This is a genomic window from Inhella crocodyli (assembly GCF_004004565.1).
GTDB lineage: Bacteria > Pseudomonadota > Gammaproteobacteria > Burkholderiales > Burkholderiaceae_C > Inhella > Inhella crocodyli.
The window spans coordinates 884,334-896,755 of sequence record NZ_SACM01000001.1 but is presented as its reverse complement, the minus strand read 5'-3'; the positions used below and the strand labels follow the sequence as shown (position 1 = coordinate 896,755).

The window sequence follows — 12,422 nt, the reverse complement described above, 5'->3', positions numbered from 1 at the left end:
TCAGGTCCTGGTCAAAACGTCAGCCCGGGAGTCTATCGACCCGGGGCGCCGTGGGTTTGCGTGTGCCCCAGGTCGGCGCGCAGTTGCGCGCGGTCCTCGTCGGTCCAGGTGCCACGCCAGCGGGCCTCGCGCCGGGCGGTCCAGGCGCGGGCGTCGGCCTCACTCAGGCTCAAGAGGTTGGCGTTGCCAAAGTCCTGCAGGCCGGCGCCCGGGCCGGGCCGCTGGAACATCACGCTGCTCATCAACTCGCCCACCGTGGGGCGGGGGTGGCCGTCGGTGCGGAAGTAGCGGCCTTGGGGCGCGCCGTCCAGCACGGCCTCCAGCGACACCAGGTTGGGGTAGTTGAAGTCGTGCAGGGCCAGGCCCCCGGGGCAACGACTCTCGCGCGCGGCCAGCAGGCGCCACACCGCGGTCTTGAGCTCGGTTTGGTCGATGGCGCGGTCGACGATCGCCGCGTGCGACGGCGTCCAATACGCGACGACCCGAACCCCGGCTTGGCAGGCGATGTCCACCGCCCGCCCCAGTTCCTCGCTGGCGCGGTCGAAATCGGCCTGCGAGAAGGGGGCCGGCTGCCCCTCGCCCGTGGGGGCGCCTTCCAGCACGCTGCGGCGCCACAGGGCCACGCGCTCGGCGCGGGCGGCGAAGTCGTGGCGGTCGTAGGCGCGCAGCAGCTCGCTTTTGGGCTTGCCGCCGCGGAACTGGCGCAGGATGCCCAGGGCCGACAGGTTGTTGCCAATGGCCGCGCCCGAGAGCGTGGCGGCAAAAAAGCGCTGGGCCTGCACGCCGGAGTTGGTGTGGCCCGCGGGGTCGACGTTCAGCAAGCCCTCGTTGAAGCCGTACTGGAACTGCAGTTGGTTGCTGCGCCGCAAAAAGCTGTCGACGTTGAGCATCACCGCTTGCAGCCGGCCCCCGGTCAACGCCGATTGCAGGAACCGACGGTTCTCGTAGGCCTGCCCGCCGGACACGGCGTGGTTGAAGAAGGGACGGCCCAAGATCTGCGTCGTTTCCTCAAAGTCGAACGCATCCCGCGCCCACGAAGCCCCAAACACCGCCACTTCGGGCTTCAAGCGGTCGTGGATCATGGGCTTGTAGGTGCGCTCCCACCCCACGTTGTTCTGCAGCACGCGCTGGTTCTCGGGCGCGGCGATGACGAAGAAGGCCGTGGCGTTGATGGTGATGGCCACCGTCCAGCACACGGCGGCCAGGGCCAGGATCCAGCGCAGGTGACGGGCGGGGGTCTGCATGACGTCGGCGCTCATCCGCTCAGAACTGGAAGTAGAGGAAGGGGCTGAGGTTGCTGATGGCGAACCAGCCGACCGTGAAGGTCAGGGCGGTGGCCAAGGCCCAACGGCGCGTGAAGGCGTAACCCAGGCCTTGCTTCGAGGCGTCCACCACGCGCTGCAGGGCGCGGCTGGGCAGGAACATGTCGTGCCGGGCGAACAACTGCACCGTGTTGGGCGCGAACCAAGCGATCAAGAAGTACACCCACACGAAGGTGACGATGCCGCGCGACGTGGGCGTGAACGACTCGGGCGCGCCGAAGCCGAACATCGCGGCCACGATGCGGTTGGCCTCGCTCACGTCGGCGGCGCGGAAGTAGACCCAGGCCACGCAGACCGCCGCGTAAGTCAGCAGCACGCCCAAGGCGTGGCGCCACCAGGGCAGGGGCGCGTCGGTGGCACCCGTGACCCGGCGCCAGGTGTGGTTGGCCACGAGGTACAGGCCGTGCAAGCCCCCCCACACCAGGTACTGCAGGCCCGCGCCGTGCCACAGGCCGCCCAGCAGCATGGTGGCCATCAGGGCCGCCATGGTGCGCGGGAAGCCGTGCCGGCTGCCGCCCAGGCGGATGTAAAGGTAGTCGCGCAAGAAGCTGGACAGCGAGATGTGCCAGCGCCGCCAGAACTCGATGATGTTGTGCGCCTTGTAGGGCGAGAAGAAGTTCATCGGCAGCCGCAAGCCGAACAGGAAGGCCAGGCCCACCGCCATGTCCGAGTAGCCGCTGAAGTCGAAGTAGATCTGGAAGCTGTAGGCGATGGTGCCCATCCAGGCGTCCAGGGTGCCGATGGCCTCGCCGCGGTGCGCCGCGCTGAACAGGAAGTCGGCGTAGCGGCCGACGTTGTCGGCCAGCACGGTCTTTTTGAACAGGCCCATCGAGAACAAGGCCAGCCCCAGCGCAACGTGGTCGGCCTTCAGCGACCACGCGGCCTTGTCGGTCTTCTCGCGCACCTGGGGCAGCAGGTGCTCTTGCAGCACCACGGGGCCGGCGATCAGGTGCGGGAAGAACACGATGATGAACACGTAGTCCAGCACCGAGGCCCGCGTCGTTTTGCCCTCGGCCACGTCCACCAAGTAAGCAATCTGCTGGAAGGTGAAGAAGGAGATGCCAATGGGCAACAGGATGTCCTGCATCGGCAGCGACAGCCCGCCCAGGGCGTTCAGGCCGGACAGCAGCAGGTTGAAGTACTTGTAGTACGCGATGAGGGACAGGTTCGTGCCCACACCGATCCACAGCAGCCAGCGCTTGCGCGGGTTTTGGCCGGGGCCGTCCAAGCCCATCGACACGGCGTAGTTGAACGCCAGCGACAGGCCCAGCAGCACCAGGAACACCGGCATCGTCCAGCCGTAGAACAGCAGCGAGGCCAGCACCAGCGTGAGCTTGGCGTGCCGCGGCGCCCAGCGCGCGACGCCGGCGTACACGGCCAGCAGCACGAGCATGAACACCAAAAAGGCGTGGGACGAAAAAACCATGGTCGCGTTCGGTCAGCGAAGCGCAGCGCCTGCGATGGGCGGCGGGCGACGTTGCGGTGTCGGGCTCACTCGGTCCAGTGCTGGGCCACCCACGGTGTGGGCTTCATGCCGCTCAGGGCCTTGTTGCGCCGGCCGGCGATGGCGTCTGGGGGGTTCACTTCGCCGTGGAAGATCACGATGCGGCAGCCGGGCGGAATGGTGGCCTCTTGCCAGAAGCTGAACGGCCAGCGCGGCAGGCATTGGTACTTGAAGCTGGCGCACCACTCTTTGGGCCAGTACACCAACTTGCCCTGGTCGTGCAGGTAGTGGCTCAGGTACTCCTGCTCGTTGCGGTGCTTGCGGCGCACCTCGGCCTGGTGGGCCACGAAGTGGTCCAGCATGTCAACGTGGGCGCCCAGGGTGAAGCGGTAGACCGACGAGTTGCCGGTCACGCGCCAAGGGCGCTTCCAGTCCTTGATGATCGGGAACTCGCCCGGGAACTCGAAGAAGGGCGTGATGTCGTCCACGATGACCACGTCCAGGTCCAAGAACAAGGCCTGGCCCTTCAGGCCGTAGAGGTCGGCCTGGTAGCTGTTGAGCTTGCGCCAGCCGCCGTCGAAATGGCTCGCTTGCAGTTGGAGTTCGGGCAGTGGGAAGCACTCGACCTCCGAGCGCACCCCTTTCACATCGTCGGTGAAGCACACGAAGCGGAAGGGCCCCGTCAGGTGGCGCTTGACCATGCCGTAGAGGCGGTTCACGTACTCGGGGCCGTACTTGGTGCCCCACTTCATGCAAATGACGAAGCGGTCGCCAGTCTTGTCGGTCATCAAAGTTCCTCCACGGGGCGGGGTGGGAAGCTGTCCCAGCTCAGGCAGCCCGGGCATTGCCAGAAATAGTGCGCGGCTTCGAATCCACAGGCCGCGCAGCGGTGGCGCAGCAAGGGCTTGGCGGCCACGTCGATGGCCTTCATCACGCCCGGCGCCACGGGCTCGCCCTGCAAGGCCAGCAGTTGGCGCGCCGCGTTGAGCGAGGGCACGCGCTGCAGGTGCGCAGAAAGGCGCTCGGCGGCGTGCTCGGGCTGCAGGCGGTTCCATGCCAACAGCAGCGCGAGGGCGGGTTCTTGGGCGTAGCGGGCCTGCAGGGCGGCGATGGCGTCGTCCTGGCGCCCGGCCGCTTCGGCCGCCTGGGCGTAGTCCTGCGCCACCAAGTTGAAGGCCTGTGGGTTGGCGACGAGCAGGGCCTCAAACGCGGCCATCGCCGCCGGCGCATCACCGGCTTGAAGGGCCCACTGACCGGCCAGCACCCGGGCCCGGGCATGGCCCGGTGCCAAGTCGGTGGCTTGGTTCAGCAGGGCGTGCGCTTGTTCTGCATTGCCGCTGCTCTTGGCGGCTAGGGCCAACTCGCACAGGTACTGCGCCCGGCGCGTCGCGAAGCTGCCGGCACCGCGCGTTTCCAGCGACGCCGCCACTTCGGCGGCGCGGGCCCAGTCGCGGCTTCGCTCGTACAGGCTGAGCAAGGCCAGCTCGGATTCGAGGGCGTAGGCCGTGCCGGCCAGCGCCCGGTAGGCGGCTTCCGCGCGGTCGAACAAGCCGGCCTTGAAAAAGTCCTGGGCCAAGGCGTGTTGGGCGCGTGCGCGCTCGGCCGCGGGCAAGTCGCCCCGGGCCAGCAAGTGCTCGTGCACGCGAACGGCGCGCTCGGTCTCGCCGCGCCGGCGGAACAGGTTGCCCAGCGCGAAGTGCAGTTCTGCCGTATCGGGATCGTGCTGCACCGCTTCGATGAACGCGTCGATGGCCTTGTCGTGCTGCTCGTTGAGCAGCAGGTTCAGGCCCTTGAAGTAGCTCTGCGGTGCGTCGCGCGGGTCGCGCTTGGCCTGTCGCAAGTCCAAGCGGGAGGCCAGCCAGCCCAGGGCGAAGGCGGCCGGGATGATGAGCAGCAGCCAGCGAAGGTCAAAGGCCATCGCGGATCACCGAAGGGGGAGAGGGCGTCGCGGGTGCGTCGGGGCTCACGGCACTGACCTGTTGCCGGGCGCGCCGACGGTGGCGCCACCAGGCGGGCACCATGGCCAAGATGCCGAAGGCCGCCCCCAGGCCGAAGGCCGCCAAGACGACGATCACCAGCGGGCTCTGCCATTGGTGGCCGAAGAACCAGTGGACGGTCACGTCCTGCAGGTTGTTCAGCGCAAAGGCGAACAGGGTGAAGAAAAGAAAGGCCCGAACGAGCCAGGTCAGCAAGCGCATGGCCGCATTCTCGGCGGCGCGCCGTCAGTCGGCGCTGGGGCTGGTTTGGCCCAGGTGCTCAACGGCCTCGCGCAGCGCCTTGCCGGCCTTGAAGTGCGGCACGCGCTTTTCTGGGATGGGCACCTGTTCGCCGGTGCGCGGGTTGCGGCCCATGCGCGGCGGGCGACGGCTTACGCTGAAGCTGCCGAAGCCGCGAATTTCGATCCGGTGGCCCCGCGCCAGGGCGTCGCTCATCGCGTCCAGCAGGGTCTTCACGGCGAACTCGATGTCGCGTTGTGGGATCTGCGGGAATCGCTCGGTGAGCAGGGTGACGAGGTCAGAGCGGGTCATGGCGGGCGTCGGAAGAAAAAGGCCCGCTGCCGGAGGCGACAGCGGGCCTTGCAGGATAGCGCCCCCCGGCCTGGGCCGAGGGGGGGCGAGGCGTGCTTAGTTGCCGCCCTTGTCCAGCTTGGCGCGCAGCAGGGCGCCCAGGCTGGTGGTGCCGGCGTTTTCACGCTCGGACGTGGCCGACAGGGCCTTCATGGCTTCTTGGGAGTCGGCGTCGTCCTTGGCCTTGATGGACAACTTGATCGAGCGCGACTTGCGGTCGATGTTGATGACCAACACGGTGACTTCGTCGCCTTCCTTCAGCACGTTGCGAGCGTCTTCGACGCGGTCGCGGCTGATTTCGCTGGCGGGCAGGTAGCCGATGATTTCGTCGGCCAACTCGATCTCAGCGCCACGCGGGTCCACGGTCTTGACCTTGCCGGTCACGGTGGCGCCACGGTCGTTCACCGAGGTGTAGTTGGTGAACGGGTCGCTGTCCATCTGCTTGATGCCCAGCGAGATGCGCTCGCGCTCGACGTCCACGGCCAACACGATGGCCTCGACTTCTTGGCCCTTCTTGAAGTTGCGCACGGCGGCTTCGCCGGTTTCGTTCCAAGACAGGTCGCTCAGGTGCACCAAGCCATCGATGCCAGCGGCCAGGCCGATGAAGATGCCGAAGTCGGTGATCGACTTGATCGGGCCCTTGACCTTGTCGCCGCGCTTGAAGTTCTCGGCGAACTCTTCCCACGGGTTGGCGCGGCACTGCTTCATGCCCAGGCTGATGCGGCGCTTGTCTTCGTCGATTTCCAGGACCATGACTTCGACTTCCTGGCCCAAGGTGACGACCTTGGCGGGAGCGACGTTCTTGTTGGTCCAGTCCATCTCGGAGACGTGCACCAGGCCTTCGATGCCGGGTTCGATCTCGACGAACGCGCCGTAGTCGGCGATGTTCGTGACCTTGCCGAACAGGCGGGTGCTGTTCGGGTAGCGGCGGGCCACGCCCATCCAGGGGTCGTCGCCCAGTTGCTTCAGGCCCAGCGAGACGCGGTTCTTCTCGGCGTCGAACTTCAGGACCTTGGCGGTCAGTTCTTGACCCACCGTCACCACTTCGCTCGGGTGGCGGACACGGCGCCAGGCCATGTCGGTGATGTGCAGCAGGCCGTCGATGCCGCCCAGGTCCACGAACGCGCCGTACTCGGTGATGTTCTTGACCACGCCATTGACGATGGCGCCTTCGGACAGGGTCTCGAGCAACTTGGCGCGCTCTTCACCCATCGAGGCCTCGACCACGGCACGGCGCGACAGCACGACGTTGTTGCGCTTGCGGTCCAGCTTGATGACCTTGAATTCCATGGTCTTGCCCTCGAACGGGGACAAGTCCTTGACCGGGCGGGTGTCGATCAGCGAACCCGGCAGGAAGGCGCGGATGCCATTGACCATGACCGTCAGGCCGCCCTTGACCTTGCCGCTGACCGTGCCGGTGACGAAGTCGCCCGACTCCAGGGCGGTTTCCAGGCTCAGCCACGAGGCCAAACGCTTGGCCTTGTCGCGGCTCAGGATCGTGTCGCCATAGCCGTTTTCAACGGCGTCCACGGCCACGGACACGAAGTCGCCCACTTGGACTTCGAGTTCGCCTTGGTCGTTCTTGAACTCTTCGAGCGGCACGTAGGCTTCGCTCTTGAGGCCGGCGTTGACCACCACGAAGTTGTGTTCGATGCGAACGACTTCGGCCGAAACGACTTCGCCAGAGCGCATGTTGGCGCGCTGCAGCGACTCTTCGAACATCGCGGCAAAGGAATCGACCGCGGCGGCGGTTTGGGTTTGGTTCATGGATGACTTTCAAGTCCGGCCGACACAGTGACGGTGCACCGAGCCACCGGGGTGGTTGCACAGGCGGGAGGCGCCTGAGGGTTGGTCGAACCCGCTGGGTTGCAACGGGCTGCGAAAGGGCCGTGGCAAGCGCCGCGACCCGGGAACGAAAAAACTCAGAACGGCCGCTGATCGGCCCACCAAGCCAGCACCTGGTCCACCGAGGCTTCGATGGTCAGGTCCGAGTTGTCGAGCAATCGAGCGTCTTGCGCTGGCTTCAAGGGGGAGGCACTGCGGGTTTTGTCCCGCAGGTCTCGCGCCTCAAGGTCGGCGAGCAAGCCCTCGATATTAGCCGAAACGCCCTTGAAAATCAATTGCTTGTGGCGCCGCTGCGCGCGTTGGGCGGCGCTGGCGGTCAGGAACACCTTGAGGGGGGCGTCGGGAAAGATCGCCGTTCCCATGTCGCGCCCATCGGCCACCAGCCCTGGGACCCGGCGGAAGCCGAGTTGCAGGGCGTGCAGCGCTTGTCGGACCGCTGGCAGCGCCGCGACCGTGGAAGCGCCCAAACCAACCGCTTCTTGGCGCAGCGCCTCGGTGACGTTTTCCTCGCCCAAGTACACCTGACCGCCGGCGAAGCGCAAGGGCAGCGTGGCGGCCAGGGGGGCCACGGCTGCCTCGTCGTTCAGGTCCAAGCCCGCTTGCAAGGCCGCCCAGGCCGTGGCGCGGTAGAGCGCGCCAGAGTCCAGCACCCAAAACCCCAAGGCTTGGGCCAATTCGTCGGCCAAGGTGCCTTTGCCTGAGGCCGTAGGCCCGTCGATGCAGATGACGGGCACGTCGGCGGCATCGGCTTGCACCAAACCGAAGAAGGTTTCGAAGTAGTCGGGGTAGGTCTTGGCGACACAGGCCGGGTCTTCGATGCGGACCGGCGCAGCCCCGTGTCCTCCCAAAGGGTTCAACGCGGCCAGCGAGAAGCACATGGCCATGCGATGGTCGTCGTACGTGCGGATGCTCGCCGGTCGCCACTCGCGCAGGGGCTCCACGCGAATCCAGTCCGGCCCCTCGTCGACCGTCGCCCCGAGTTTGCGAAGTTCGGTCGCCATGGCGGCAATGCGATCGGTCTCTTTGACGCGCCAACTGCCGATGCCGGTCAGCTTGCTGGGGCCATCGGCAAACAAGGCCATGACCGCCAGGGTCATGGCGGCGTCGGGAATTGCGATGCAGTCCCACTCGATGCCGCGCAAGGGCCAGCGGCCGCGTTGCACCAGCAGCGCGTTGGGCTCCAGGCGGATGTCGGCCCCCATCGCCGCAGCGGCATCGGCAAATCGAACATCGCCCTGCAGCGCATCGCTGCCCACGCCCTCGATGCGAAGGGGCTCCCCCAAGGCCGCCAAGGCCCCCAAGGCGATGAAGTACGAGGCCGCTGAGGCATCGCCTTCGACGTGAATGCGCCCCGGCGACTGCAAGCGACTGCCTGCCGGGATGGTGAACCGTTGCCAGCCGTCCCGCTGCACCCGCACGCCGAAACGCCCCAGCAGGGCCAGGGTGATGTCGATGTAGGGCTTGGAGATCAACTCTCCTTCCACCTCGACCACCACGTCGCGCTGGGCCACCAGAGGCAGGGCCATCAGCAGCGCGGTCAGGAACTGACTGGACACGTCGCCCCGCACGCGGACCGGGGTGTCCAAGTGCAGGGAACTGGGTCCTGTGAGGCGCAAGGGGGGGTAGCCGGCTTGCGCCAAACAGTCGACCTGGCAACCCAGGCCACGCAGGGCGTCCACGAGGTCGCGAATCGGCCGCTCGTGCATGCGGGGCACGCCCCGCAATTGGTAGTCGCCGCCGTACCGGGCGGCCATCAGCGCAAGTGCAGCCGCGAGGGGGCGCATGGCCGTGCCTGCGTTGCCCAAAAAGAGATCGGCCTGCGCCTGCGGGACGCGCCCGCCCATGCCATCGACCGTGACGGTGTCGCCGTCTCGCGTCCATTGCACGCCCAGCGTGCGCAGCGACTCGAGCATGACCTGGGTGTCGTCGGCTGCCAGCAGGCCATGGATCTCGGTCCGGCCTTCGGCCAAGGCCGCCATCAGCAAGATGCGGTTGGAAATGCTCTTCGAGCCGGGCAGCGTGACCGTGCCGAGGGCCGCCCGCAGGGGCGGGAGGTCGAGAAAGGGAATGTTGAACATCAGAACTTGGAACTGGGCTCGCCGTCGTCCACGTTGGTGAAGACTGGGGTCCAGGTGTTGCGCGTGGCGCTGATCGGCTTGAGCAAGGCCTCCAGGGCCGGGGCGTCTTGGGTCTGCAATAGGCCCTCCAGGCGGTCGAGCGACATGCGGAAGCGCTGCGCCTGGTGCAGCACCTCCTCGCGGTTGGCCAGCAAGATGTCGCGCCAGATGGCGGGGTCGCTGCCGGCGATGCGGGTGAAGTCTCGGAAGCCCGAACCCGCCAGTTCCATGTACTCGCGGCCCGAGGGCTGGCGCATGATGCCCTGCATGTAGGCGAACGCGAGCAAGTGCGGCAGGTGGCTCACGGCGGCGTAGGCGGCGTCGTGGTTCTCCGGCGTCATGCGCAGCACCTTGCAGCCCAGCGCCGCCCAGGTGGCTGCCGCCCGCTGGACCAAGGCATGGTCGTTGTCGGGCAAGGGGGTCAACACCACCTGCTTGCCTTGGAAGAGCAGGGCATCGGCGTGCTGCACGCCCGAGTGCTCCTTGCCGGCAATGGGGTGCACGGGCACGAAGTTGGCGGCCAAGTCGCCCAGCACACGCTGTGCGGCCAGTGCGACATCGGCCTTGGTGGAGCCCACGTCCATGAACAGGACCCCAGGAGCGACCAGGTGGCGAATCGCGCGAAGGGTCGCCTCGGTGGCGGCCACGGGCACGGCGATGAGCACGATGTCCGATCCCGACACGGCCAACAGGGCGGACTCCGCGGCCACGTCGATCACCCCCATCTTCTTGGCCAACTCAGTCGTCGAGGGCGACTTGCTGTAGCCCACGACCCGCTTGACGAGGCCCGCTCGCTTCATGGCCAGCGCGAACGACCCGCCAATCAGCCCGCAGCCAATGATGCCGAGTTGTTGGAATTGCGGACGGGTCAGGCGGGCCATGGGCAGAGTTGGGTGGCGGGTCAATGCGTGTCCAGAGGATACGTGCCCAAAACTTTGAAAAACGCGCAGCAGTCCCGCAGCGCCTGCAGCGCTTGCGCCACGTGGGGCTCGTCGGGGTGCCCTTGCAGGTCGATGTAGAAGTAGTACTCCCACTGGCCACCCGATCGCGCGGGCCGCGACTCGAACCGCGTCATGGAGACCCCATGTTCCTTCAAGGGCACCACGAGGTCGTGCAATGCACCAGGACGGTTGCGGACGGACACGACCAAGCTGGTGCAGTCCCGGCCGCTGGCGCGCGGGCTGGGGTGCTTGTCGGGCTGGGTCAGCACCGCGAACCGGGTGCGATTGTGAGCGTCGTCCTGGATGGCAGGTGCAACCACGTGCAAGCCGTATTCGCTACCGGCACGGGTGCTGGCGATGGCCGCCAGACTGGTGTCCTGCGCCGCCATCCGGGCGCCCTCGGCGTTGCTCGCCACCGGTCGCCGTTCGGCGTGTGGCAGGTGCGTGGACAGCCAAGCGTGGCACTGCGCCAGGGCCTGGGGATGCGCGCACACGGCCTGGATGCCGTCCATGGAATCTTGGGCCCGAAGCAGGTTGTGCCGCACGAACAAGCTGGTCTCGCCGATGATGAACAACGGGGTGCTCAACAACAGGTCCAGCGTGCGCGCCACGCCGCCTTCGGTGGAGTTCTCGACGGGCACCAAGCCGAAGTCGGCGGCCCCCGCGCTGGTGACGCGAAACACTTCGTCGATGCTGGCGCAGGGCACGCGCACGATGCTGCTGCCGAAGTAGCCCAGCGCTGCTTGTTCGCTGAAGGTGCCCGCGGGCCCCAAGAAGGCGACCCGCGTGGGCGTTTCCAGGGCCCGGCAAGCGCTCATGATCTCGCGCCAAATCGGGGCGATGTTGTCGCTCAGCAGGGGGCCCGTGTTGACCGACTTCAGGCCGGCGATGACCGCTGCCTCTCGCTCGGGACGGAACACGATGGCGCCTTGGCGTCGCTTGATCTCACCGACCTCTTGGGCATACCCCGCCCGCCGGTTGAGCATGGCCAGCAGTTCCCGATCCAGGGCGTCGATTTTTGTGCGCAGGGCCAATAGCGCGGCGTCGTCTTGCGGGGCGAGGGGGTCAGCCATGGCGGTGTTCGAAGTCCTTCATGAATCCCACCAAGGCTTCGACCCCTGCCAATGGCATGGCGTTGTAGAGCGAGGCGCGCAAGCCACCCTTGCTCTTGTGGCCCTTCAGCTGGAGCAGTCCGGCGGCCTTGGCTTCGGTCAGGAAGATACCCGTCAGTTCTTCGCGGCGCAGGAAGAAGGGGACGTTCATGCGCGAACGCGCGGCGGCGGCGACGCGGTTGCTGTACAGCCCCGAGCCGTCGATGGCCCCATAAAGCAATTGCGCTTTGTCGAGGTTGTGCCGTTCGATGGCGGCCAGACCGCGCAGTCCGGCGTACTCGAACTGCAGGGCCCACTCGAACACGAGCCCCGCCATGTAAATGGCGTACGTTGGCGGCGTGTTGAACATCGAACCTTCGCGCGCCACCCGCGAGAACTCGAATGCGCTGGGGCACAAGGCGTGGGCCTCGCCCAAAAGGCTGCGTCGGACGTAGACCAGCGTCAGCCCCGCAGGTCCGATGTTCTTTTGGGCGCCGCCAAAGGCCAGCCCAATGCGGGACCAATCGAACGGGCGCGAGAGTTGATTGGACGAGCAATCCACCACCAAGGGGGCCCGGTAGCCCATGGCGGCAAGGTCCGGCAGGACCTGGAACTCGACCCCGTCGATGGTTTCGTTGCTGCACAGGTGCAGGTAGTCGGCGTCGTCTTGCAGGCGCCATGTCGACGGATCTGGTACCGAGAGATGGCCCTCGCCGCGGGTGTCAAACGCCGCAGACACCTGCGCGTACTTGGCCGCCTCCTGCGCACTCTTCGCCGACCAACTCCCGCTGATGCCCACGTCCACACGGCCCCGGCGGGCCAAGTTCAACGGCACGATGGCGTTCTCGGCCAAGGCGCCGCCCTGCATGAAGAGCACGGCGAAATCGTCGGGCACCTGCGCCAGCGCCCGGAGGTCCCGCTCCGTGCTCGCCATGATTTCGGCGAACTCGGCGCCGCGATGGCTCATTTCCATCACGCCCATGCCGCTGCCTCGCCAATCGCACATTTCGGCGGCAGCGCGCTCCAGCACGGGCAGGGGAAGGGCCGCAGGGCCCGCTGAGAAGTTGTACGGACGGCGCTGCGGCATCGGGTGGG

The 12,422-nt window shown here is 67.1% G+C and carries 11 protein-coding genes; all 11 read right to left on the bottom strand.

Going from position 1 to position 12,422, the window contains the following annotated elements; all coding sequences use genetic code 11:
• Positions 1–32: 32 nt before the first annotated feature.
• The gene (locus tag EOD73_RS04175) at positions 33–1,259 is read right to left on the bottom strand and encodes a hypothetical protein (RefSeq protein ID WP_127681137.1); all 1,227 of its coding nucleotides are present in this window, start codon (positions 1,257–1,259) and stop codon (positions 33–35) included.
• A gap of 4 nt (positions 1,260–1,263) precedes the next feature.
• Positions 1,264–2,748 (bottom strand): MBOAT family O-acyltransferase, encoded by a 1,485-nt coding sequence (locus tag EOD73_RS04170; RefSeq protein WP_127681135.1) that lies wholly within the window; start codon positions 2,746–2,748, stop codon positions 1,264–1,266.
• 65 nt (positions 2,749–2,813) lie between these two features.
• Complete coding sequence (locus tag EOD73_RS04165; RefSeq protein ID WP_127681133.1) at positions 2,814–3,554, bottom strand: glycosyltransferase; 741 nt, start codon at positions 3,552–3,554, stop codon at positions 2,814–2,816.
• Positions 3,554–4,684, bottom strand: a complete 1,131-nt coding sequence (gene lapB, locus EOD73_RS04160; protein ID WP_127681131.1) for a lipopolysaccharide assembly protein LapB — start codon at positions 4,682–4,684, stop codon at positions 3,554–3,556. The genes EOD73_RS04165 and lapB overlap by 1 nt, the downstream gene beginning before the upstream one ends.
• Entirely contained in the window at positions 4,674–4,964 is a 291-nt protein-coding gene (locus tag EOD73_RS04155) for a lipopolysaccharide assembly protein LapA domain-containing protein (RefSeq protein ID WP_127681123.1), read from the bottom strand. Before EOD73_RS04155 ends, lapB begins: the two co-directional genes overlap by 11 nt.
• A gap of 24 nt (positions 4,965–4,988) precedes the next feature.
• Positions 4,989–5,294, bottom strand: a complete 306-nt coding sequence (locus EOD73_RS04150) for an integration host factor subunit beta (protein WP_127681121.1) — start codon at positions 5,292–5,294, stop codon at positions 4,989–4,991.
• Between the two features lie 96 nt (positions 5,295–5,390).
• On the bottom strand, positions 5,391–7,100 hold the full coding sequence (gene rpsA / locus EOD73_RS04145) for a 30S ribosomal protein S1 (RefSeq protein ID WP_127681119.1): 1,710 nt from the start codon (positions 7,098–7,100) through the stop codon (positions 5,391–5,393).
• A gap of 155 nt (positions 7,101–7,255) precedes the next feature.
• Positions 7,256–9,256, bottom strand: coding sequence for a bifunctional 3-phosphoshikimate 1-carboxyvinyltransferase/cytidylate kinase (locus EOD73_RS04140; protein ID WP_127681117.1), 2,001 nt, complete (start codon positions 9,254–9,256; stop codon positions 7,256–7,258).
• Positions 9,256–10,176, bottom strand: coding sequence for a prephenate dehydrogenase (locus EOD73_RS04135; RefSeq protein WP_127681115.1), 921 nt, complete (start codon positions 10,174–10,176; stop codon positions 9,256–9,258). The genes EOD73_RS04140 and EOD73_RS04135 overlap by 1 nt, the downstream gene beginning before the upstream one ends.
• Before the next feature lie 20 nt (positions 10,177–10,196).
• Positions 10,197–11,309, bottom strand: a complete 1,113-nt coding sequence (gene pheA / locus EOD73_RS04130) for a prephenate dehydratase (protein ID WP_127681113.1) — start codon at positions 11,307–11,309, stop codon at positions 10,197–10,199.
• Complete coding sequence (serC, locus tag EOD73_RS04125) at positions 11,302–12,414, bottom strand: 3-phosphoserine/phosphohydroxythreonine transaminase (protein WP_127681111.1); 1,113 nt, start codon at positions 12,412–12,414, stop codon at positions 11,302–11,304. The genes pheA and serC overlap by 8 nt, the downstream gene beginning before the upstream one ends.
• Between the last annotated feature and the right edge of the window lie 8 nt (positions 12,415–12,422).

Coding starts and splice junctions, on each gene's coding strand:
- EOD73_RS04155 (WP_127681123.1), bottom strand. CDS start 4,964: ATGCGCTTGCTGACCTGGCTCGTTCGGGCCTTTCTTTTCTTCACCCTG.
- EOD73_RS04165 (WP_127681133.1), bottom strand. CDS start 3,554: ATGACCGACAAGACTGGCGACCGCTTCGTCATTTGCATGAAGTGGGGC.
- lapB (WP_127681131.1), bottom strand. CDS start 4,684: ATGGCCTTTGACCTTCGCTGGCTGCTGCTCATCATCCCGGCCGCCTTC.
- EOD73_RS04170 (WP_127681135.1), bottom strand. CDS start 2,748: ATGGTTTTTTCGTCCCACGCCTTTTTGGTGTTCATGCTCGTGCTGCTG.
- EOD73_RS04150 (WP_127681121.1), bottom strand. CDS start 5,294: ATGACCCGCTCTGACCTCGTCACCCTGCTCACCGAGCGATTCCCGCAG.
- EOD73_RS04135 (WP_127681115.1), bottom strand. CDS start 10,176: ATGGCCCGCCTGACCCGTCCGCAATTCCAACAACTCGGCATCATTGGC.
- serC (WP_127681111.1), bottom strand. CDS start 12,414: ATGCCGCAGCGCCGTCCGTACAACTTCTCAGCGGGCCCTGCGGCCCTT.
- EOD73_RS04175 (WP_127681137.1), bottom strand. CDS start 1,259: ATGAGCGCCGACGTCATGCAGACCCCCGCCCGTCACCTGCGCTGGATC.
- pheA (WP_127681113.1), bottom strand. CDS start 11,309: ATGGCTGACCCCCTCGCCCCGCAAGACGACGCCGCGCTATTGGCCCTG.
- EOD73_RS04140 (WP_127681117.1), bottom strand. CDS start 9,256: ATGTTCAACATTCCCTTTCTCGACCTCCCGCCCCTGCGGGCGGCCCTC.
- rpsA (WP_127681119.1), bottom strand. CDS start 7,100: ATGAACCAAACCCAAACCGCCGCCGCGGTCGATTCCTTTGCCGCGATG.